A 20,615-nucleotide genomic window follows, 5' to 3' on the forward strand; every position below is an offset into this window, starting at 1 on the left:
GCTCGTGCAATGCCCGCTCCCAACATTCCCCAGATCCGCCTCTACCAGGACTGGCTGCGCGAGACGCGCGGCCTCGCCTTCGACAACTACGACGCGCTGTGGCGCTGGTCCGTCACCGAGCTCGACGCCTTCTGGCAGAGCATCTGGGACTACGCCCGCATCGAGTCGCCCACGCCGCACAGCGCGGTGCTCGCCGAATCGCGCATGCCCGGCGCGCGCTGGTTCCCCGGCGCCCAGGTCAACTACGCGCGCGAAGTGCTGCGCCACGTCGACGCGGCCCACGCGGCCGGCATGCCCGCCATCGTGAGCGACAACGAACTCGGCGAGGTGCGCGAGATGTCGTGGCCCGAGATGCGCCGCCAGGTCGCCTCGGTGGCGCTCACGCTGAAGTCGCTAGGCGTGAAGCGCGGCGACCGCGTCGCGGCCTACATGCCGAACGTGCCCGAGACCATGGTGGCCTTTCTGGCGTGCTCCAGCATCGGCGCGATCTGGAGCGTGTGCGCGCCCGACATGGGCACGGCCGCGGTGGCCGACCGCTTCCGCCAGATCGAGCCCAAGGTGCTGATCGCCGTCGATGGCGTGCACTACGGCGGCAAGCCGCTCGATCGCAGCGCAGTGCTGCAGGAGCTTCGCGGCCAGTTGCCCAGCGTGCAGAAGCTGCTGCTCGTGAAGTCGCCGTACGCCGCCAGCGCGGTGCCGCACGATGTCGAATGGACGCAGGCCATCGCGCGCGACGACGCCGAGGTCGCGGCCTTCGAGCCCGAATGGCTGCCCTTCGACCATCCGATCTGGATCGTCTATTCGAGCGGCACCACCGGCCTGCCCAAGCCCATCGTGCACGGCCAGGGCGGCATCATCCTCACCATGCATGCCTGCGGCCTGCACAACGACGTGGGCGCGAGCTACGGCGCCAACAACTTCGGCGAGCGCTACCACTGGTTCAGTTCGACCGGCTGGGTGATGTGGAACTCGCAGCTCTCGGGCATGGCCTTCGGCGCCACCATCTGCATCTACGACGGCAACCCGGCGGGCAGCAAGGAGAAGCCCGACTGGGGCGTGCTGTGGCGCTTCGTGGCGCGCCACGAGGTCACCTTCTTCGGCGCGGGCGCGGCCTACTTCACCAACTGCATGAAGGCCGGGCTCGTCGCGAAGGATTGCGGCGATCTTTCGCGCGTGCGCGCGCTGGGCAGCACCGGCTCGCCGCTGCCCGAGGAGGTGCAGCGCTGGGGCTCGAAGCAGATCCTCGATGCCGGCTCGAAGGAGGTGTGGTGGTGCAACATCTCCGGCGGCACCGATTTCTGCGGCGCCTTCGTCGGCGGCAATCGCGACCTGCCCGAAGTGCCCGGCCAGATGCAATGCCGCGAGCTCGGCCATTCGGTGGAAGCCTGGAACGAGCAGGGCCAGCCGGTCATCGGCGAAGTGGGCGAGCTGGTCTGCACCAAGGCAATTCCGTCGATGCCGCTGTACTTCTGGGGCGACGAGGGCAATGCCCGCTACGTCTCGAGCTACTTCGACAGCTACCCCGGCGTCTGGCGCCACGGCGACTGGATCAAGATCGGCGAAGACGGCGGCTGCATCATCTACGGCCGCAGCGACGCCACCATCAACCGCCAGGGCCTGCGCATGGGCACCAGCGAGATCTACAGCGCCGTCGAGGGCCTGCCCGAAGTGCTCGACTCGATGGTGGTCGATCTCGAATACCTGGGCCGCGACAGCTACATGCCGCTCTTCGTGGTGCTGCGCCCCGGCGTGCCGCTCGACGACGCGATGCGCGCGAAGATCAACAACGCCATCAAGACCTCGCTGTCGCCGCGCTTCGTGCCCAACGACATCTTCCAGGTGGCTGAGATACCGCGCACGCTGTCTGGCAAGAAGCAGGAACTGCCGATCAAGAAGCTGCTGCTGGGCCAGCCGATCGAAAAGGTTGTCAATCGTGAAGCAATGGCAAATCCCGGAAGCCTCGATTGGTACGTGGCCTTTGCCGCGCAGCGTGCCTCCGCATAATGGGCGCATGAAAAGACGCACCAGCCTCCTCATGTTCTCCGCCATCGCGGGCGCCTCGCTGCTGAGCGCCTGCGCAGTGCCCTCTTCGCCGGCAGCGGGCGGCGCCGCGCAGCTTCGCGTGAGCGGCACCGTCACCTACCGCGAACGCATCGCGCTCGACCCCGCGGCCGACATCGTGGTGCAACTGCTCGACGTGTCGCTCATGGACGCGCCCTCGAAGGTGCTGGCCGAGCAGCGCATCAAGGCCAACGGCAAGCAGGTACCTTTCGCCTACGAGCTCAAGGTGGATGCCGCGCGCATCGATCCGCGCATGCGCTATGCCGTGTCGGCGCGCATCACGCGCGGCGAGCAGCTGCTGTTCATCAACGACACGCAGTATCCGGTGCTGACGCAGGGCGGTGCCACCAGCGCCGACCTCGTGCTGGTGCGCGTCACGCCGTCGCCGCGCTAGCCGCCGATCACGACATCATCAGCTCGTAGAGCACCATGCGCGTCTGCCGGCCGCGCAGTTCCACCTGTTCCTCGATGCGCCGCGCATGCAGTCGGCCGTCGAGTCCGGCGAAGGTGGTTTCCGAGATCAGCGCCTGCGTGCCCAGTTGCTTGTTGATGCCCTCGATGCGGCTCGCCACGTTGATCGCATCGCCGAAAGCGGTGTAGGACAGCCGGTCGTTCGAGCCCAGCACCCCCGCGATCACCGTGCCCGTGTGAATGCCCACGCGGGTGCGGAACTCGGGCAGGCCCTGCTCGACCCACTTGCGGTTGAGGTCGTCCATTTCCACATGCAGCTCCAGCGCGGCCAGGCAGGCCTTGTACTCCGCGTCCTTCAGGTCGGAGGGCGCGCCCCACAGCACCATGATGCCGTCGCCGATGAACTTGTCGACCACGCCGCCGTGCCGCGCGAACACGCCGGTCGCGAGGTTGAAGTATTCGGTCAGCATGCCCACCAGGACGTCGGTGTCCAGCGACTCCGAGATGGAGGTGAAACCCTCCACGTCGGTGAACATCACCGTCACGCGGCGCGGCGAGCCGGAGGGGCCGAGCGCGTGGCCTTCGTCGATCAGCTGGTTGATCACGTCCACCGGCACGAACTTGCTGAAGGCCTTCAGGCTGCGCGCCGAGTCGTCCAGCGCCTGGTCGAGATGCTGTATCTCGAGCACGCGGCTGGGTTCGCGAGGAAGGTTGTCGAGTTCCAGCAGGCCGATGCGGCGCGCGATGTGCGAGAGGTTCTCCACCGGCGCGGTCACCAGCTTCGACAGCTTCAGCGACATGAACAGCGCGATCGCCAGGAAGGCCACCGCGAGCGCCAGCCCCAGGAACACCGCGCGGCGCAGGTCGCTCAGGAGAACATCCTCAGGCACCCAGCTCACCAGCTGCCAGCCGGTGCTCGGGATGCGCGAGGTCTGGACCAGGTAGCGGCGGCCTTCGTAGTTGAAGGAGAACTCCGTGTCGTTGCCGCTGCCCGCCGTGCCGGCGGCCTGCATGTGCGCGTGCAATGCGCCGAGCACGCCGCTGGGGGGCTCCAGCTTGTGCAGCACGCCGGGCAGGTCGCTGCGTGCGAGCACGCGGAAGTCGGCGCTCAGCAGCGCGCTGTCGCCGTAGCCGTCGTTGTTGAACTGGCGCACGAATTCCGAAAGCCGGCCGAGCGAAACGTCGCCCGCCACCACCAGCTGCTGCGCGCTGCCCGCGTAGCTGCGCTGGCTGGGCAGCGCGTAGGTCACGCCGAGCTCCTGCGCCGCGGCGAACACATAGGGCTGCGTCCAGACCGGTCCGCCTGCCTTCGAGGCCTGCAGGTACCAGCCGCGCTTCGTCGGGTTGTAGTCGCTGCGGAAGGAGTCCAGGCGCTGCGTGGTGTAGCGCTGCTGCACATTCGCCTCGGCGTCCAGCGGCAGCTTGTACTGCCAGGTCTCGGTGGTGAAGCCTTCGTCGAGTTCGATGTGGCGCATGGCCGGCACCGGGTAGCGCAGGGCCATGAGCATCTGGCCCCTCTCGTTGCTCACGTAGATGCTGTCGAGCTCGGGCGACTGCTGCAGCAGCGTCCAGAGCAGCTCCGCCGTCTTTTCGGAGTGCTCGCCCGCGGGACGCAGGCTGGGCGCGGTACCCACCGCGTTGATGACCGACTCCGCCTTCTGCAGGAAGGCCCGCACCTTGTCTTCGGTGCGGTCGTGGTTGGACTTGTGGGCGGACACGCCGATGCGCGACACCAGCCGCTGCGAGCCCCAGTAGCCGAGCGACACCAGCAGCAGCGACTGGGCCAGCGCCACGGCGCTGACGATGGTTCCCACATCCACCCTGAAGCGGCGCGAGCGCCCGGGCGGTGCGACGAGCGCAGCCGTGGGCGGCGACGCTCCTGTGACAGATTTGACCGACGGCTTTCCAGCCGCTTCCGGATTCCCGGACGAGTTCTTGTTCATACAGCTCCCTGACGACCACTCGACGCGCCCGCTGAGCCGAAGCCGCGAGCCGGCTTCCGGCGGGTCCACGGCTCCGATCATTGGCGTCGGGGTCCTGTGGCTGCTTGGAAGCGGGCGTGATTTTCGCCTGAGTTCGGCGTTCCGTGCGGTACTGCACAACGCCGCCGTGGCCCGGACCTGTCTAGACCAGTCCTGGGAAGCTGCGGAAAAGGAGGCGGCCCGTCAGCGCGCGTCGTGGAAGATGACGCCCAGCGTGTGCCGGCGCCCCGAGCGCACCCGGCTCACGCCGTGTCGCATCGTCACTCGGTAGCTGCCGCGCGTGCCGGCCACCGGCCGCTGGTTGACCGCGAAGATCACCGCCTCGCCCTGGGCGAGCGACACCACCTCGGCGCGCGACTGCATGCGCGGGCGCTGCTCGGTCAGCACGAACTCGCCGCCGGTGAAATCGCTGCCCGGCTCGCTCAGCAGCACCGTGAGCTGCAGCGGAAACTGCAGATCGCCGTACAGGTCCTGGTGCAGGCAGTTGTAGTCGCCCTCGTCGTAGCGCAGCAGCAGCGGGGTGGGGCGCTCCTGCCCGGCCGCGTGGCAGCGCGCGAGATACGTGGCGTGCTCCGCCGGATAGTCGGCCGGCTGGCCCATCGCCGCCGCCCATGCGTTGGCCAGCGGCGCGAGGCGCTCGTACAGCGCGCCGCGCCATGCCGCGAGCTTCGGCGGCAGCGGATAGGCGAAGTACTGGTACTCGCCCTGGCCGAAGCCATGGCGCTGCATCACGACGCGGCTGCGGAAGTGGCGCGGCCGGTCGTACATCGCCACGAGCGCGGCGCATTCCGTCGGGGTGAAAAGCGCGGTGCCGGTGGTGGCGCAGCCGCGGGCGGCGATGTCGGCTTCGATGCGGGGCCAGTCGAGGGCATCGACCAGGGAGGCTGGGGTTGCTGTCATGGGGGCAGTGTCCTGTCTTCGGCGCGACGCGGCTCGCCGTTTCCGGACGCGGCTTTCCGCACGAGCGCGCAGCGCGGGCTTTGCAGGGCGAAGCTGCGGGCGCCGGCCGTTTTGAGCGATCATCCCCCCATGGCAAGAGAAAAAACCACTGCGCGCGAAAGCTCCATCGGGCAACTGGTGCAGGGCCGCCCGGTGGCTGTGCTGGGGCGCGGCATGGCGCTGGTCAAGGTCGGCAAGGCGCCGCGTCCGGAGGTGCGTCCCGAGGACAACACCACGGTGCTGCTGAAGAAGGCGGCCCGCGCGCTGGGCAAGCCCGGCATCGACAGGTCGGTGGTCTTCCGCGGGCCCAACGCGGCCAAGGTGTACGCCTACTCGGCCTATCCGCCCGACCCGAGCAAGATCGTGCGCGAAGCGGCCGACGGCACCAAGGTGATCGGCCGCATGGTCGACGGCAGGTTCCGCGCGAGCAAGGCGTGAGCAGCCGCCCGCCGAAGCTCGAGAAACTGCTGGAGCAGACGCAGGGCCCGCGCCCCGTGGCCTTCGTGCTGGCCGGCCACAACGGCTCCGGCAAGTCCACGCTCTGGTATTCGCGCCTGGCGCCTTCGTTGCGCCTGCCGCTGGTCAACGCCGACCGGATGATGATGTCCATCCTGCCCGACGCAGACCCCTCCACCGGACACATTCCCCCCTGGGCCCAGCGCCTGCGCGACGACGACGAGCGCTGGCAGGTTCTCTCGCAGAAGGGCGTGCGCGCCTTCAAGAGCCTGGTGATGGACGAGCGCATGCCCTTCGCCTTCGAAACCGTCTTCTCCCACTGGAAGCCGCTGCCCGGCGGCGGCCACGAGTCGAAGGCCGACGACATCCGCGCGATGCAGGAGGCCGGCTACTTCGTCGTGCTGCTCTTCGTGGGGCTGGTGTCGGTGGACATGTCCGTCTTTCGCGTGAGCACGCGCAAGCAGCAGGGCGGCCACGACGTGGACCGCAAGAAGCTCCTCGAGCGCTTTCCCCGCACGCAGGCGGCGGTCGGCCACGCCGCGCAGATCGCGAACATGACGCTGATGTTCGACAACAGCCGCTCGGAGAAAAACGCCTTCTCGCTCGTGCGCGCACAGGCCAAGAAGTCGGTGCTGTTCGATGCGCGCGATCCGCAGTTCGACGTGGACCCGGAGCTGCGCGCCGTCTGCGATCCCTGGCTCGAGAAAGTCACGGGGCCGTTCAAGCCGCCGCGCGTTTCGCAGCCGAAGAAGCCGGCGCCGCAGCCGGAACAGCAGCAGCAACAGCAACCCGAACGGAGCAAATCTTGAGCACCTCGACCCCGCCCCCCGATCAAGCCACCGGCGACTGGCAACTCCCCTGGACCGGCGGCTGCCGCTGCGGCCAGGTGCGCCTGCGCATCAGCGCGCCGCCGCTGCTTTCGATGGCCTGCCACTGCACCGGCTGCCAGGCCATGAGCGCGAGCGCCTTCTCGCTCTCGCTGGCCATTCCCACGCCGGGCTTCGAGGTGGTGTCGGGCGAGCCCGTCATCGGCGGGCTGCACGGCGCCGATTCGCATCATTACTTCTGCCCGCACTGCAAGAGCTGGATGTTCACGCGCGCCGAGGGCCTCGACGACTTCGTCAACCTGCGCCCCAGCATGCTCGACCGGCATGAATGGGTCGAGCCTTTCATCGAGACCTGGGCCGACGAGAAGCTGCCGTGGGCCTCGACGCCGGCGAAGCACAGCTTTGGCACCATGCCTGCCTTCGATGCCTTTCCGCCGCTGATCGAAGCCTATGCCCGGGAAGGCGCCCGGCCCGCGAAGCGCTGACGGAAGGGCTGACGCCATGACGCCCCAGGCCGTTCTCGACCACTACGACCAGGGCCTGCTGTGGCCCGCCGATCGCCCGCTCCCGATTGCCGCCGACGTGGACGCCGCCTACCAGCAGGCGCTGGCCCTGCGCGCGCTTCGCGGCGCTCGCGGCGAGCGGCCCGTGGGCTACAAGATCGGCTTCACCAACCGCACGATCTGGCCCCGCTACGAGGTCTACGCGCCCATCTGGGGCACCGTGTGGAACACGACGCTCACACGCAGCAGCGGCGGCACGGGCGAGGTGAGCCTGGACAGGCTCCGCCAGCCGCGCCTGGAACCGGAGATCGTCTTCGGCATGGCCGCGACACCGCCGCGCGACGCCACGCTCGAAGACCTGTTCGGCTGCATCGCATGGCTCGCCCCGGGCTTCGAGATCGTGCAGTCGCACCTGCCCGGCTGGAAGTTCACCGCCGCCGACACCGTGGCCGACGGCGGCCTGCATGCGCGCCTGCTGATCGGGCGCGAAACGCCGGTCGGCCGCTTCGCCACCAGTGCCCAGGCGCTCGACGAGCTGCTGGGCCGCACCCGTGTGAGGCTCTACCGAGGCGACGAGCTGGTCGAGCAGGGCACGGGCGTCAACGTGCTCGATGGCCCGCTGCACGCCCTGCACCACTTCAACCAGGAACTGCAGCGCTGCCCCGGCGCGCCGGCGCTGATGCCCGGCGACGTGGTCACCACCGGCACATGGACCGATGCCTGGCCGCTGGAGCCAGGCCAGTCGTGGCGCGCCGAGTTCGACGCGCCCTTCGATTCGCTCGGCATCGCGCTGCGCTAGCAGCGGCTCCCACCGCTCAGAGCGGCGCGATCGGAATGCAGATGTCGCATTCGAAAGCCATCGTCTTCTCGTCGAAAGCGTTGCACGGCGCGTAGTACTCGAATGCAGGCCGGTTGTCGATCTGGAAGCCGCTGGCCGGCAGCCAGTCGCGCAGCACGCTCGCCCAGGCTTCGTTGATCTCCTGGGGCAGGCCCTTGAACTTCATCGCCGCATAGCGCCCGCCGGGCAGCACCGTCTTCTGGAAACCGCCGTCGGGCACGAAGTCTTCGGGCACTTCCACGGCGGCGTCGTAGCGCGACTGCTCCGGCGCCGTGATGCTCGGATCGTCGTGGCTGATGCCGTAGCGCGGGTTTGACCACAGCTGATGCGCGCCGATCCACGGCGCCACCTTCGTCTCCCAGAAGACGCCGATGGGCGCACCGAACCGGCCCACGTAGCGCAGGTAGGCGATGGTGACGGGCGGGCGGGTGATGAGTTCGACTTGCATGGGCCTGGCCTCCGTTTGCGCGGCGTCGCGCGATGAAGGCCCATTCTTCGTGAAGCCGTGCAATGCGATCTGATCAGGATTGCTTTCCGTATCGGACGGCGACCAGCGGTGCACGGCCCGCCACGCGGTCGGCGAGCTGCCGAAGCGCGCGCGGAACGCCCGCGAGAAAGCCTCGCCCGAGCCGAAGCCCACCGACAGCGCCGCATCGAGCACCGACACGCGCGGCTGCGTCGCCAGCCGCAGCGCGGCGACCTCCACGCGCCGGCGGCGCACGTAGTCGCCCAGCGTCTCGCCGGCCCAGGCCGCGAACAGGCGATGGAAGTGAAAGGCCGAGAAATGCGCCACGTCGGCCAGCGCCGCGAGGTCGAGCGGCTCGTCGAGGTGGTTGTCGATGTGCGTCAGCACCTTGTGCATGCGCCATTCGTATTCGGACCGGCTGTCGCGCTTCATGGCGGGCATGTTCAGCCTTGGCGTGCCTGCTCAAGCAGCCAGTCGCTGAAGAACTTCAGCAGCGGCCGCTGGTCGGCCCGCTCGGGCGTCACGAGGTAGTAGTTGCGCTCGCCCGAGAGCGGCCGCGCGCAGGCCACCACCAGCTCGCCGCGCGCCAGCTCATCGGCCACCAGCATGGTCGGCATCAGTGCGACGCCGAGCCCGTGCGATGCGGCCGCGGCGAGGATGGAGAACAGCTCGTAGCGCGGGCCGCCGCGCGCGTTGGGCGCGTCGATCTGCTGCGCATCGAACCACTGGCGCCAGCCGTCGGGGCGCGTGCTCTGCTGCAGCAGCGGCATCTTCGCGATGGCGGCGGGCGCCACGGCCTTGCCGCGCGGAAGCAGGGCGGGGCTGCACACCGGCACCACGTCCTCGTGCATCAGCAGCAGCGCGCGCGTGCCGGCCCAGTTCTCGACCTGCGCGGGCGTGCCGGCGTAGAGCGCGGCGTCGAACTCCGCGTCGGCGAAGAGAAAGGGGCGGGTGCGCGTTTCGATGTGCACCACCACGTCGGGCTGCAGCGCCGCGAAACCCTTCAGGCGCGGCATCAGCCAGCGGGTGGCGAAGGTGGGCACGGCCGCCAGCGAGAGCGAGCCGCCTTCGCCCTGGTGCGCCATGGCGTCGAGCGTGTCGCGCTCCATCGCTTCCAGCCGTTTGGCTGTCTGCCGCGCGTAGGCCGCGCCGCTGGCGGTGAGCGCCACGCCATGCCGCGTGCGGCGAAACAGCGCCACGCCGAGGAAGGCCTCGAGCGTGCCGATCTGGCGCGACACCGCGCTCTGCGTGAGCGCGAGCTCCTGCGCGGCGCGCGTGTAGCTCTCGTGGCGCGCGGCGGCGTCGAAGCACACGAGGGTCTGCAGGGGCGGGATCTTGCGGCGCATGTATGCCTCAGCTGTATGTATGGATTCGATGGCTCGTCAATGGAGAGGCCGTTCGAACATCTTGCAAGACATTCTACGAACGCATATCTGGGTGCGGAATCCTCGTTTGCGTCATGGCCCTCGCGTGGCTAGCATCGGCCGATCCCCCTCTTTTTTCTTTCTTCCCCCTTTTCCGGAGACAGCCACATGGCCGCCAAAGCGCAATTCCACTGGGACGACCCCCTTCTTCTCGACCAGCAGCTGACCGACGAAGAACGCATGATCCGCGACGCGGCCAATGCCTACTGCCAGGAGCGCCTGGCTCCCCGCGTGCTCGAAGGCTTCCGCACCGGCGAGACCGACCCCGCCATCTTTCGCGAAATGGGCGCCCTCGGCCTGCTGGGCCCGACGATTCCCGAACAGTACGGCGGCCCCGGCCTCAACTATGTGGCCTACGGCCTGATCGCCCGCGAAGTCGAGCGCGTCGACTCGGGCTACCGCTCGATGGCCAGCGTGCAGAGCTCGCTGGTGATGGTGCCGATCTTCGAATTCGGCTCCGAGGGCCAGAAGCAGAAGTTCCTGCCCAAGCTCGCCACCGGCGAATGGATCGGCTGCTTCGGCCTGACCGAGCCCGATCACGGCTCCGACCCCGGCAGCATGGCCACGCGCGCCAAGAAGGTGCCGGGCGGCTACTCGCTCACCGGCTCGAAGATGTGGATCAGCAACTCGCCCATCGCCGACGTGTTCGTGGTGTGGGCCAAGGAAGTCAGCGAGAGCGGCGCGGTCGGCCCGATCCGCGGCTTCGTGCTCGAGAAGGGCATGAAGGGCCTGAGCGCCCCCGCCATCCACGGCAAGGTCGGCCTGCGCGCCAGCATCACCGGCGAGATCGTGATGGACGGCGTGTTCTGCCCTGAAGAGAACGCCTTCCCCGAAGTGCAGGGCCTGAAGGGCCCCTTCACCTGCCTGAACAGCGCCCGCTACGGCATCTCGTGGGGCGCGCTCGGCGCCGCCGAAGACTGCTGGCACCGCGCCCGCCAGTACACGCTGGACCGCAAGCAGTTCGGCCGCCCGCTGGCCGCCAACCAGCTCATCCAGAAGAAGCTGGCCGACATGCAGACCGAGATCACGCTGGGCCTGCAGGGCAGCCTGCGCCTGGGCCGCATGAAGGACGAAGGCATCGCCGCGGTGGAAATCACCTCGATCATGAAGCGCAACAACTGCGGCAAGTCGCTGGACATCGCCCGCATGGCACGCGACATGATGGGCGGCAACGGCATCAGCGACGAGTTCGGCGTGGCCCGCCACCTGGTGAACCTCGAAGTGGTCAACACCTACGAAGGCACGCACGACATCCACGCCCTCATCCTGGGCCGCGCCATCACCGGCATCGCCGCGTTCTCGAACTGATCCGCGCATGACCGGCAAGCCCGCAGCACTCGACGGCATCAAGGTCCTCGATCTGTCCCGCGTGCTCGCGGGCCCCTGGTGCACGCAGATCCTCGCGGACCTGGGCGCCGACGTCGTCAAGATCGAGCGCCCAGGCGTCGGCGACGACACGCGTACCTGGGGCCCGCCTTTCGTCAAGGACGCGAACGGCAACGACACCGACCAGGCCAGCTACTTCACCGCCTGCAACCGCAACAAGCGCTCGGTCACGGTCGACATGGCCGCGCCCGACGGGCAGGCGCTGCTGAAGCAGATGGCGGCGCAGGCCGACATCGTGGTGGAGAACTTCAAGACCGGCGGCCTCAGGCAGTACGGCCTCGACCACGAGAGCCTGCGCGCGGCCAACCCGCGCCTCATCTACTGCAGCGTGACCGGCTTCGGCCACGACGGTCCGTACGCCGAGCGCGCGGGCTACGACCTGATGATCCAGGCCATGACCGGCATGATGAGCATCACCGGCCGTCCCGACGACGTGCCCGGCGGCGGCCCGCTGCGCGTGGGCGTGGCGCTGACCGACCTGTTCACCGGCGTCTACGCCAGCACCGCCATCCTGGCCGCGCTGCAGGTGCGCGACCGCACCGGCGAAGGCCAGCACATCGACATGGCGCTGCTCGACGTGGGCATGGCCATCCTCGCCAACCAGGCGAGCGCCTTCCTCAATACCGGCAAGGCGCCCGGGCGCCAGGGCAACACGCACCCCAGCCTCGCGCCTTACCAGGACTTCCCGACGCAGGACGGCGCGATGCTGCTGGCCATCGGCAACAACGGCCAGTTCGCGCGCTTCTGCGAGGCTGGCGGCCACCCCGAGTGGGCGACCGATGCGCGCTTCGCCACCAACACGCTGCGCGTGAAGCACCGCGGCGTGCTGATCCCGATGATGGAAGAGCTCACGCGCACCCGCACCACCGCCGCGTGGGTCACGCTGCTCGAGGACAAGGCCGTGCCCTGCGGCCCGATCAACGACATCGCGCAGGCCTTCGACGACGCGCAGGTCAAGGCGCGCGGCCTCGCGGTCACGCTGCCGCGCGACGCGGGCGACGGCATCGCCAGCATCACCGGCGTGGCGAGCCCGCTGCGCCTTTCGGCAACGCCGCCTGTTCTGCGCCATGCACCGCCGGCGCTGGGCCAGCACACGCAGGAAGTGCTGGCGGAAATGGGCATCGACGCGGCCCGCTTCGAAGCCCTGCGTTCGGCCGGCGTGGTCTGAACCGGTGAGCAGGCCCGCATGACGAACCCGATGCGCCAGCCACCGTTCTCGGTGCTGCGCATCGACCACGTCGTGCTGCGCGTGCAGGACGCCGAGCGTTCCATCGCCTTCTACTGCGGCGTGCTGGGCTGCACTGTCGAGAAACGCCGCGACGACCTGGGGCTCGTGCATCTGCGCGCAGGCACCAGCCTGATCGACCTCGTCACGCCCGACGGCCCGCTGGGCAGGCAGGGCGGGGCGCTCGCCGGCACCGAAGGCCGCAACGTCGACCACCTCTGCCTGCGCATCGAGCCTTTCGATGAGGCGGCCATCCGCGCGCTGATGGCGCAGCACGGCGTCGCGGTGCACGGCGAGGTGCAGAACAACTTCGGCGCCGAGGGCAACGGCCCCTCGATCTACATCGCCGATCCCGACGGCAACGGCGTCGAACTCAAGGGCCCTGCGGCCTGAGCCTTCCTTCTTCCTGATTCCTTCCGTCCGGAGATTTGTACGCCACTGTGTCTGCATGGCGCAGCGGACACACGCGCATGCAAACCGGCCGGTGGTTCGACACATCGTGGATACAGCCCGTCGATGTAATTCCTGCATCGCCAACGATGCACATGCACGCGAGGCGATGGAGTCCACAACCAAGTCTTTCGAACCACCTTCCAGTCCAAAGGAATCTCCATGACCGACAAGCAAGTCCTCTACACCGGCAAGACCCACACCACCGGCGGCCGCCTCGGCGCATCGCGCAGCAGCGACGGCCACCTCGACATCCAGCTCTCGCCCCCCGGCGGCAACGGCACGGGCACCAACCCCGAGCAGCTGTTCGCGGCCGGCTGGTCGGCCTGCTTCATCGGCGCGATGGGCAAGGCGGCGGGCACCCTGAAGGTCAAGCTGCCGGCCGACCTGTCGGTGGATGCCGAGGTCGACCTCGTGCTCCAGGAGGGCCAGTACTTCCTGCAGGCGCGCCTGAACGTGAGCCTGCCCGGCCTGGACCGCGAGACCGCGCGCGCCGTGGTCGACACCGCGCACCAGACCTGCCCCTACTCGAAGCTCACGCGCGGCAATATCGACGTGGAACTGAACCTGATCTGATCCAGGCCCGGGCCGGATCGATGGTGCGGGCCCGTGGCTGCCTGGCGGCCCCGGGCCCGTTCAGCTTGCGCGCCCGATGGTCGCCACGCCGAACACGATCACGCCCAGCACGAGGTTCACCGTCACCAGCTTGCGCACGGTGTTCAGCCGCGCGGCCGCCGCCGGCCACGCGCTTTCGTCCACTGCCCGGCGCATGGCCCTGAACACCGAGGCCCGGATGTAGACGTAGATGGCGAGCATCACGATCGCGATGCTCATCATCGCTTCGATGCGCCAGTGCAGGCCGCGGAAGCCGCCGGCCGCGAGGATCATCGCCACGCCGCTCGCAAACAGCAGCGTGACGGAAGCATCCACGCCGACGAAGAAGCGCCTGAGCGTCGCGGTCATCATGCGCAGGCGCAGCGGTGGCTGTTCCAGCGTGGCGACGGCCGAGGGGCGCACCGCGAAGTGCATGGTCGCCATGCCGCCGACCCAGAAGGCGGCGCACAGCAGGTGAATGAAGAGTGCAGTGACGTAGAGCATGGTGGGGTCCGATCAGAACACCGAAGGGCCCCGGCGCGCAACGAGGCCCTTCGTGGTCATCCGGCGGGCTTGGTCTCCGCGAAGCGCCGCATGTCAGCCACCACCTGCCGCAGCAGTTCGGCCGCGGCCGGCGAGAGCATGCGCCCGTGGCGCGAAACGATGTGCGAGCGGCCCTGCGACAGCAGCGGGTTCTTCATCGGCAGCTCCACCAGCTCGGGGTTGCTGGCATTGGGCGTGAGCGAGATGCGCGTGCCCAGCGCGTAGCCCAGCCCGGCCGACACGAAGTGCCCGAGCGCGCTGAACGAGGTGGTGGTCAGCAGCGAAGGCAGGCGCACGCCTTCACTGATCTCGGCGGCCTCTATGTGCTGGCGCACGCCGAAGTTGCGATGCAGCGTGGCGCCCGCGTAGGGCAGCAGGTCGCCCAGCGTCAGCGGCCGGCCGAGCTGCGCGAGCGGGTGCGAGCGCAGCACCATCGCCTGGATCGGCTGCGAGTGCGATTGGTGCGAAGTCAGCCGCTCGTCCTTGGGCGGCTGGAACAGCATGCCGATGTGGGCGCGCTCCTCCACCACGCGCTGCACGATCTCGTCGGTGCTCGCCACGTCGAGGTCGATGGTGATCTTCGGGTGCGAGGTCATGAAGTCGCGCAGGCTGTGGCGCATGAGCCAGTCCACGTAGCCCTCTCCGGCCACGACATCGATGTGGCCGCGCTCGATCTTGCGGATGCTGTCGAGCTGCGCCATCAGGTGCTGCTTCTGGCTGTGCTGGCGCCGCACGTAGCCGGCCAGCATCTGGCCCGCGTCGGTGGGCACCACGCCGCGCCCGTGGCGCTCCAGCAGCGGCAGGCCGCACTCCTGCTCGAGGATGCCGATGGCCCGGCTCACGGCCGACGGGTCCATGTCGAGCACCTCGGCGGCGCCGCGCACGGAGCCGCTTTCGAGCACCTGCATGAAATAGCGCACGCGGCGCGTGTCGAGCCTGTCGTCCATGGCCCTGTCTCCTGAGTGTTGCATCCAATGCAACAAATATGTCAATTCGCGGTCATTGATGCAAGAGGCGCTCGATCCGAAACTCCCCGGCACCCCGCAGGTACCGCTGCGCCACACGATGCCCCACCCGATGACATCCGCCGCCTCCACCACGCTCGCCGCCGCTGCCCCTTCTTCCTCGGCTTCCGGAAAACTCCGGCTCGTGCTCGTCACCCTGGCCGTCGTGGCCGCCGCCGAGCTGATCGGCCCGGTGCAGTTCAGCGTCGGCCCGGGCAAGGTGGCGCTGCTGCCGATGCTGTGGGCGTTGCTGATCGCCGCCGCATGGGGCATCGCGCACCGCCGCGTGCCGGGCGTGGTGCGGGTGGCGACCGCCGAGCAATCCTTCGCCGGCGGCCTCTTGAACGCGGGCCTGCTGCTCTTCGTGGTGAAGCTGGGCCTCACGGTCGGTGCCGCGCTGCCGCAGGTCAAGCAGGCCGGCTGGGCGCTGCTGTTCCAGGAGTTCGGCCACGCACTGGGCACGCTGGCGCTGGGCCTGCCGCTGGCGCTGCTGCTGGGCATCAAGCGCGAGGCGGTGGGCGCCACCTTCTCGGTGGGCCGCGAGGGCAACCTCGTGATCATCGGAGAGAAGTACGGCATGGCCTCGCCCGAGGGCCGCGGCGTGCTGGCCGAGTACATCACCGGCACCGTGCTGGGCGCGCTCTTCATCGCGGTGCTGGCGGGCTTCGTCGCCAGCCTGCACATCTTCGATCCGCGCTCGCTGGCCATGGGCGCCGGCGTGGGCTCGGGCAGCCTGATGGCGGCGGCGCTGGGCGCCATCGCGGCGCAGCAGCCGGCCGAGATGCTGCCGCAGCTCACCGCCATTGCCGCCGCGTCGAACCTGCTGACCACGGTGGTGGGCTTCTACTTCACGCTGTTCCTGTCGCTGCCGCTGTGCTCGTGGCTCTACGGCAAGCTGGAGCCGGTGCTGGGCCGCTTCTCGAAGCGCGGCGCGCAGGACGCGGGCACGGCGGCCGTCTCGCAGGCCAGCGTCGGCCATGGCGGCGCGATGTCGCTGCGCGACACGCTCATCGCCTGGGCGGTGGTGGGCGGCGGCGTGCTCATCGGCAATTCGCTGACTTACAAGGTGCCGGTGCTGGTGTCGCTCGAAGGCCTGGCTGCGGTGGTGGTCATCGCGCTGATCGTCGAAGGCATCAAGCGCCTCGTGCCGCGCCTGCCGATGGTGCTGGTGCTGTCGGTGGTGGCCACCGTGGCCGGCATTCCGGGGCTGTTTCCGTTCTCCGATGCGCTGATCGCGATCACCGGCAAGCTCAATTTCCTGGCCTTCACCACGCCGGTGCTCGCGCTGGCCGGCTTCTCGGTCGCGAAGGACCTGCCGGTGTTCCGCCAGCTGGGCTGGCGCATCGTTGTGGTGTCGCTCACCGCCACGGCCGGCACATTCCTTGGTGCCACGGTGATCGCCGAATTCTTCCACTGACCCCATTCCACGAGAGAGCTGAAAAGAACCATGTACCGCGACCCCGAAATCGCCGAAGACACCCGCGCCCGCATGCTGGCCTGGCGCCGCGACATCCACGCCAACCCCGAGACCGCGTTCGAGGAGCACCGCACCGCCAACGTCGTCGCCAACGCGCTGATGTTGATGGGCCTGCCCGTGCACCGCGGCCTGGCCGGCACCGGCGTGGTCGGCACGCTGAAGAACGGCGAGGGCCCGAGCATCGCGCTGCGCGCCGACCTCGACGCGCTCAACATGCAGGAGCTGGGCACGCAGCCGCATGCCTCCAAGTGCGTGGGCAAGATGCACGCCTGCGGCCACGACGGCCACACCGCGATGCTGCTGGGCGCGGCCGAGCACCTGTCGCGCCACAAGCCTTTCAAGGGCACGGTGCACTTCGTGTTCCAGCCCGCCGAGGAGAACGAGGGCGGAGGCCGCGTGATGGTCGACGAGGGCCTGTTCGAGCAGTTCCCGGCCAACGCCGTCTACGGCATGCACAACTTCCCGAGCCTGCCGCGCGGCCGGTTCGCGATCCGCAAGGGCACGATGACGGCCTTTCTCGACACCTTCGAGATCGTCGTCACCGGCAAGGGCAGCCACGGCGCCATGCCCGAGACCGGCATCGACTCGGTGGTGGTCTCGGCCCAGCTCGTCAACGCGCTGCAGACCATCGTGAGCCGGCGCACCGGCGCCACCGATTCGGCCGTGGTCAGCGTCACGCAGATCCACGGCGGCGACACCTGGAACGTGATTCCCGAAACGGTGGTGCTGCGCGGCACCGTGCGCACGCTCGACCCCGGCATCCAGGACAAGACCCAGGCCGCCATGCAGCAGATCTGCGACGGCGTGGCCGCCACGCACGGCGCGAAGGTGGCGCTCGACTACCGCCGCGGCTACCCCGGCGTGGTCAACACGCCCGCCGAGACCGACGCCGCCATCGCCGCGGCCGCCAGCCTGGTGGAGCTTGCGCAGGTGCACACCGACATCCCGCCCGCCATGGGCTCGGAAGACTTCGCCTTCATGCTGCAGAAGCGCCCGGGCGCCTACATCGGCATCGGCGCGGGCGAGGGCCCGAACGACCCGAACGTGCACAACCCGTACTACGACTTCAACGACAACATCCTGCCGCTGGGCGCGGCCTATTGGGTGGCACTGGTCAAACAGCAGCTCCCGGCCGCATGATGCGCTGATGCTCTCAGTCTTCGACATCTTCAAGATCGGCATCGGCCCGTCCAGCTCGCACACCGTGGGGCCGATGCGCGCGGCGCTCATGTTCGCGCGCTCGCTGGAAACGCGCGGCGTGCTCGCGCAGGTGGCGCGGCTGCATGTGGACCTGTTCGGTTCGCTCGGCGCCACCGGCCACGGCCACGCGACCGACCAGGGCGTGATCCTCGGCCTCTTCGGCGACGCGCCCGACACCGTGCGGCCCGAGACCGTGCAGCCCCGGCTGGAGGAGTTGCGCCGCACCGGGCGGCTGAGCCTGCTGGGCACCACGCCCATCGACTTCGACCGCGTGCGCGACATCGCCTTCAAGGGCGAGGAGTCGCTGCCTGAACACCCCAACGCCATGCGCTTCACCGCCTTCGCGGCCGATGGCGGCGCGCTGGCCGAGGGCACGTATTTCTCGGTCGGCGGCGGCTTCGTCGTCGAGGGCGGCCAGGCCGTGGCTGCCACGGCGGCGGCAGCGGCCGCCGTGCCGCATCCTTTCTCGACCGGCGACGAACTCATGGCGCAGTGCCGCGAGCACGGCCTCTCGGTGGCCGCGCTCGTCATGCGCAACGAATGCGTGTGGCGGCCCGAGGCCGAGGTGCGCGCCGGCTTGCTGCGCGTCTGGCAGGTGATGCAGCAGTGCGTGCAGCGCGGCTTCGGCATCGACAACCCGCTGGCCGCGCAGGCGCTGCCCGGCCCGCTGCGCATGCGCCGCCGCGCGCCCGAGCTGCACCGTGAACTGCTCGCGCAGGCCGGCGCGGCCGATCCGCTCGCTGCGATGGACTGGGTCAACGCCTTCGCGATGGCCGTGAACGAGGAAAACGCCGCCGGCGGCCGCGTGGTCACCGCGCCCACCAACGGCGCGGCCGGCGTGGTGCCCGCCGTGATGCACTACTACCAGCGCTTCGTGCCGCAGGCCAGCGACGACGGCATCGTCGCCTTCCTGCTCACCGCCGCGGCCATCGGCATGCTCTACAAGACCAACGCCTCCATCTCGGGCGCCGAGGTCGGCTGCCAGGGCGAGGTCGGCGTGGCCTGCTCGATGGCGGCCGGCGCGCTGGCCGCGGTGCTGGGCGCCACGCCGGCGCAGGTCGAGAACGCGGCCGAGATCGGCATGGAGCACAACCTCGGCCTCACCTGCGACCCGGTCGGCGGCATGGTGCAGATACCGTGCGTGGAGCGCAACGCAATGGGCGCGGTGAAGGCCATCAACGCGGCGCGCATGGCGCTGCGCGGCGACGGCAGCCACTACGTGTCGCTCGACGCGGTGATCCGCACCATGAAGCAGACCGGCGAGGACATGAAGGCGACCTACAAGGAAACCTCGCTCGGTGGCCTCGCGGTGAACGTGGTCGAATGCTGAGCGGGTGCTGAAGGCGCGAGGCTGCGTCAGAATGGCCGGCCCACCGTCTTGAACATCCAAAGCCGAGGCCCCATGACCCGCACCATCGCCCAGAAACGCGCCGACTTCCGTGCTCTCCACGAACAGGGCTGCTTCGTCATCCCGAACCCCTGGGACACGGGCAGCGCGCGCTTCCTCGAAGGCCTGGGCTTCAAGGCGCTGGCCACCACCAGCTCGGGCTTCGCCTGGTCGCAGGGGCATGCGGACGGCGCGATGTCGCGCGAGCACATCCTGGCGCACCTGCGCGAACTCGTGGAAGCCTCCGACCTGCCGGTGAACGCCGACTTCGAGAACGGCTTTGCCGCCGACGCGCAGGGCGTGGCCGAGAGCGTGAGCCTCGCGGTCGAGATGGGCGTGGCGGGCCTCTCCATCGAGGATTCGACGGGCAACGCCGCCGATCCGCTTTTCCCCGTCGACGTGGCGGTCGAGCGCCTGCGCACCGCGCGCAAGGCCATCGATGCATCGGGCGTCGACGTGCTGCTGGTCGGCCGCGCCGAGAACTTCTTCGTCGGCCGTCCCGACCTCGACGACGCCATCGCGCGGCTCAAGGCCTATGCGAACGCGGGCGCCGACTGCCTCTACGCGCCCGGCATCAAGACCCGCGAGCAGATCGCCGCCGTGGTCGCCGCCGCGGGAGGCAAGCCGGTCAACCTGCTCGTGGGCGCGCCCAGCGAACTCACGATGAAGGACATCGCCGAACTCGGCGTGCGCCGGGTGAGCGTAGGCGGCGGCCTGGCGCGCGCGGCCTGGGGCGGCTTCATCCGCGCCGCGCGCACGCTGGCGGAGGGACGCTTCGATGGTTTCGCCGACGCGGCGCCGGGCGCCGAGCTCAACGCCTTCTTCAAGCCCTTTGCCGACTGAGCGCTTGCCGGCCGAGTCCTTGCAGGCGCTGCTCGCCGAGGTTCGCGCCTGCCATGCGTGCGAGGCGCACCTGCCGCTGGGACCCAGGCCGGTGGTGCAGGCCAGCGCGAGCGCCAGGCTGCTGATCGTCGGTCAGGCGCCCAGCCTCACGGTGCACCAGACGGGCGTGCCGTGGAACGACCGCAGCGGCGACCAGCTTCGCCGCTGGCTCGGCATCGACCGCACGGTGTTCTACGACGCCGCGCGCGTGGCCATCGTGCCGATGGGCTACTGCTACCCCGGGCGCGGCAAGAGCGGCGACCTGCCGCCGCGCAGGGAATGCGCCGAGCTCTGGCACGACAGGCTGTTCGCGCAGATGAAGCAGGTCGAGCTGACGCTGCTCATCGGCCAGTACTCGCAGCGCCACTTCCTCGGCAGGAAGGCGAGCGCCGGCGTCACCGAGACCGTGCAGGCGTTTGCCGACTTCGCGCCGCGCTTCATTCCCCTGCCGCATCCGTCGCCGCGCAACACGGGCTGGCTCAAGCATCACCCGTGGTTCGAGAGCGACGTGCTGCCGGTGCTGCGCGAGCGGGTGCGGCACGCGCTGGGGCTCTGAGCAG

21 protein-coding genes are annotated in these 20,615 nt (G+C 69.3%); 15 read left to right on the top strand and 6 right to left on the bottom strand.

The features are described from left to right. The first annotated feature begins 9 nt into the window (after positions 1-9). The gene (locus tag SFB74_RS00750) at positions 10-2,004 is read left to right on the top strand and encodes an acetoacetate--CoA ligase (protein ID WP_432728766.1); all 1,995 of its coding nucleotides are present in this window, start codon (positions 10-12) and stop codon (positions 2,002-2,004) included. A gap of 7 nt (positions 2,005-2,011) precedes the next feature. Beyond that, positions 2,012-2,455: a YbaY family lipoprotein gene (locus SFB74_RS00755; RefSeq protein ID WP_432728767.1), complete on the top strand. Its 444-nt coding sequence runs from the start codon at positions 2,012-2,014 to the stop codon at positions 2,453-2,455. A 7-nt stretch (positions 2,456-2,462) separates the two neighbouring features. Here the strand turns inward: SFB74_RS00755 and SFB74_RS00760 are convergent, their stop codons facing one another. Beyond that, positions 2,463-4,415, bottom strand: a complete 1,953-nt coding sequence (locus SFB74_RS00760) for an adenylate/guanylate cyclase domain-containing protein (RefSeq protein WP_432728768.1) — start codon at positions 4,413-4,415, stop codon at positions 2,463-2,465. Positions 4,416-4,637: 222 nt separating this feature from the next. Continuing rightward, positions 4,638-5,354: a 2OG-Fe(II) oxygenase gene (locus SFB74_RS00765; RefSeq protein WP_432728769.1), complete on the bottom strand. Its 717-nt coding sequence runs from the start codon at positions 5,352-5,354 to the stop codon at positions 4,638-4,640. A gap of 129 nt (positions 5,355-5,483) precedes the next feature. Between SFB74_RS00765 and SFB74_RS00770 the strand changes: the two genes are divergently transcribed. From SFB74_RS00770 to SFB74_RS00785, 4 genes are read left to right on the top strand one after another with little or no spacing between them, the layout of a single operon-like run. After that, positions 5,484-5,831, top strand: a complete 348-nt coding sequence (locus SFB74_RS00770; RefSeq protein WP_432728770.1) for a hypothetical protein — start codon at positions 5,484-5,486, stop codon at positions 5,829-5,831. Next, on the top strand, positions 5,828-6,658 hold the full coding sequence (locus tag SFB74_RS00775; protein WP_432728772.1) for a zeta toxin family protein: 831 nt from the start codon (positions 5,828-5,830) through the stop codon (positions 6,656-6,658). Before SFB74_RS00770 ends, SFB74_RS00775 begins: the two co-directional genes overlap by 4 nt. After that, a complete protein-coding gene (locus SFB74_RS00780; RefSeq protein ID WP_432728773.1) occupies positions 6,655-7,161 on the top strand; it encodes a GFA family protein in 507 nt (168 codons plus the stop codon). Before SFB74_RS00775 ends, SFB74_RS00780 begins: the two co-directional genes overlap by 4 nt. Positions 7,162-7,177: 16 nt before the next feature. Next, positions 7,178-7,978, top strand: coding sequence for a 2-keto-4-pentenoate hydratase (locus SFB74_RS00785; RefSeq protein WP_432728774.1), 801 nt, complete (start codon positions 7,178-7,180; stop codon positions 7,976-7,978). A 16-nt stretch (positions 7,979-7,994) separates the two neighbouring features. Here SFB74_RS00785 and SFB74_RS00790 read toward each other — a convergent pair whose 3' ends face one another. After that, positions 7,995-8,915, bottom strand: a complete 921-nt coding sequence (locus SFB74_RS00790; protein WP_432728775.1) for an AraC family transcriptional regulator — start codon at positions 8,913-8,915, stop codon at positions 7,995-7,997. A gap of 11 nt (positions 8,916-8,926) precedes the next feature. After that, positions 8,927-9,829, bottom strand: coding sequence for a LysR substrate-binding domain-containing protein (locus SFB74_RS00795; protein ID WP_432728776.1), 903 nt, complete (start codon positions 9,827-9,829; stop codon positions 8,927-8,929). A 186-nt stretch (positions 9,830-10,015) separates the two neighbouring features. Here SFB74_RS00795 and SFB74_RS00800 point away from each other — a divergent pair, with 186 nt between their 5' ends. From SFB74_RS00800 to SFB74_RS00815, 4 genes are all read left to right on the top strand, one after another. Continuing rightward, positions 10,016-11,215 carry an acyl-CoA dehydrogenase gene (locus SFB74_RS00800; protein WP_093195687.1) on the top strand — a complete coding sequence of 400 codons (1,200 nt, stop codon included), beginning with the start codon at positions 10,016-10,018 and terminating at the stop codon, positions 11,213-11,215. Between the two features lie 7 nt (positions 11,216-11,222). Beyond that, positions 11,223-12,461, top strand: coding sequence for a CaiB/BaiF CoA transferase family protein (locus tag SFB74_RS00805; RefSeq protein ID WP_432728777.1), 1,239 nt, complete (start codon positions 11,223-11,225; stop codon positions 12,459-12,461). A gap of 18 nt (positions 12,462-12,479) precedes the next feature. Further along, on the top strand, positions 12,480-12,911 hold the full coding sequence (locus SFB74_RS00810) for a VOC family protein (RefSeq protein ID WP_432728778.1): 432 nt from the start codon (positions 12,480-12,482) through the stop codon (positions 12,909-12,911). Positions 12,912-13,130: 219 nt separating this feature from the next. Continuing rightward, a complete protein-coding gene (locus SFB74_RS00815; RefSeq protein ID WP_432728779.1) occupies positions 13,131-13,544 on the top strand; it encodes an organic hydroperoxide resistance protein in 414 nt (137 codons plus the stop codon). A 60-nt stretch (positions 13,545-13,604) separates the two neighbouring features. Here SFB74_RS00815 and SFB74_RS00820 read toward each other — a convergent pair whose 3' ends face one another. After that, complete coding sequence (locus SFB74_RS00820) at positions 13,605-14,066, bottom strand: CopD family protein (protein WP_432728780.1); 462 nt, start codon at positions 14,064-14,066, stop codon at positions 13,605-13,607. A 56-nt stretch (positions 14,067-14,122) separates the two neighbouring features. Continuing rightward, a complete protein-coding gene (locus tag SFB74_RS00825; RefSeq protein ID WP_432728781.1) occupies positions 14,123-15,052 on the bottom strand; it encodes a LysR family transcriptional regulator in 930 nt (309 codons plus the stop codon). A 130-nt stretch (positions 15,053-15,182) separates the two neighbouring features. On the opposite strand from SFB74_RS00825, the gene SFB74_RS00830 reads away from it, so the two are divergent. The 5 genes from SFB74_RS00830 to SFB74_RS00850 all read left to right on the top strand — a co-directional run bounded on the left by SFB74_RS00830 (position 15,183) and on the right by SFB74_RS00850 (position 20,611). After that, positions 15,183-16,526 (top strand): DUF3100 domain-containing protein, encoded by a 1,344-nt coding sequence (locus SFB74_RS00830; protein WP_432728782.1) that lies wholly within the window; start codon positions 15,183-15,185, stop codon positions 16,524-16,526. 30 nt (positions 16,527-16,556) lie between these two features. Beyond that, positions 16,557-17,726 (top strand): M20 aminoacylase family protein, encoded by a 1,170-nt coding sequence (locus SFB74_RS00835; RefSeq protein WP_432728783.1) that lies wholly within the window; start codon positions 16,557-16,559, stop codon positions 17,724-17,726. 4 nt (positions 17,727-17,730) lie between these two features. Beyond that, entirely contained in the window at positions 17,731-19,116 is a 1,386-nt protein-coding gene (locus tag SFB74_RS00840; RefSeq protein WP_432732040.1) for an L-serine ammonia-lyase, read from the top strand. A 72-nt stretch (positions 19,117-19,188) separates the two neighbouring features. Then, positions 19,189-20,016 carry an isocitrate lyase/PEP mutase family protein gene (locus SFB74_RS00845; protein WP_432728784.1) on the top strand — a complete coding sequence of 276 codons (828 nt, stop codon included), beginning with the start codon at positions 19,189-19,191 and terminating at the stop codon, positions 20,014-20,016. After that, a complete protein-coding gene (locus SFB74_RS00850; protein WP_432728785.1) occupies positions 19,952-20,611 on the top strand; it encodes a uracil-DNA glycosylase family protein in 660 nt (219 codons plus the stop codon). The genes SFB74_RS00845 and SFB74_RS00850 overlap by 65 nt, the downstream gene beginning before the upstream one ends. Positions 20,612-20,615 lie beyond the last annotated feature (4 nt).

Source organism: Variovorax xiamenensis (genome assembly GCF_050916385.1).
In the GTDB taxonomy this organism is placed as follows: Bacteria; Pseudomonadota; Gammaproteobacteria; order Burkholderiales; family Burkholderiaceae_C; genus Variovorax.

Coding starts and splice junctions, on each gene's coding strand:
- SFB74_RS00750 (WP_432728766.1), top strand. CDS start 10: ATGCCCGCTCCCAACATTCCCCAGATCCGCCTCTACCAGGACTGGCTG.
- SFB74_RS00755 (WP_432728767.1), top strand. CDS start 2,012: ATGAAAAGACGCACCAGCCTCCTCATGTTCTCCGCCATCGCGGGCGCC.
- SFB74_RS00760 (WP_432728768.1), bottom strand. CDS start 4,415: ATGAACAAGAACTCGTCCGGGAATCCGGAAGCGGCTGGAAAGCCGTCG.
- SFB74_RS00765 (WP_432728769.1), bottom strand. CDS start 5,354: ATGACAGCAACCCCAGCCTCCCTGGTCGATGCCCTCGACTGGCCCCGC.
- SFB74_RS00770 (WP_432728770.1), top strand. CDS start 5,484: ATGGCAAGAGAAAAAACCACTGCGCGCGAAAGCTCCATCGGGCAACTG.
- SFB74_RS00785 (WP_432728774.1), top strand. CDS start 7,178: ATGACGCCCCAGGCCGTTCTCGACCACTACGACCAGGGCCTGCTGTGG.
- SFB74_RS00790 (WP_432728775.1), bottom strand. CDS start 8,915: ATGAAGCGCGACAGCCGGTCCGAATACGAATGGCGCATGCACAAGGTG.
- SFB74_RS00795 (WP_432728776.1), bottom strand. CDS start 9,829: ATGCGCCGCAAGATCCCGCCCCTGCAGACCCTCGTGTGCTTCGACGCC.
- SFB74_RS00800 (WP_093195687.1), top strand. CDS start 10,016: ATGGCCGCCAAAGCGCAATTCCACTGGGACGACCCCCTTCTTCTCGAC.
- SFB74_RS00805 (WP_432728777.1), top strand. CDS start 11,223: ATGACCGGCAAGCCCGCAGCACTCGACGGCATCAAGGTCCTCGATCTG.
- SFB74_RS00810 (WP_432728778.1), top strand. CDS start 12,480: ATGACGAACCCGATGCGCCAGCCACCGTTCTCGGTGCTGCGCATCGAC.
- SFB74_RS00815 (WP_432728779.1), top strand. CDS start 13,131: ATGACCGACAAGCAAGTCCTCTACACCGGCAAGACCCACACCACCGGC.
- SFB74_RS00820 (WP_432728780.1), bottom strand. CDS start 14,066: ATGCTCTACGTCACTGCACTCTTCATTCACCTGCTGTGCGCCGCCTTC.
- SFB74_RS00825 (WP_432728781.1), bottom strand. CDS start 15,052: ATGGACGACAGGCTCGACACGCGCCGCGTGCGCTATTTCATGCAGGTG.
- SFB74_RS00830 (WP_432728782.1), top strand. CDS start 15,183: ATGACATCCGCCGCCTCCACCACGCTCGCCGCCGCTGCCCCTTCTTCC.
- SFB74_RS00835 (WP_432728783.1), top strand. CDS start 16,557: ATGTACCGCGACCCCGAAATCGCCGAAGACACCCGCGCCCGCATGCTG.
- SFB74_RS00845 (WP_432728784.1), top strand. CDS start 19,189: ATGACCCGCACCATCGCCCAGAAACGCGCCGACTTCCGTGCTCTCCAC.
- SFB74_RS00850 (WP_432728785.1), top strand. CDS start 19,952: ATGGTTTCGCCGACGCGGCGCCGGGCGCCGAGCTCAACGCCTTCTTCA.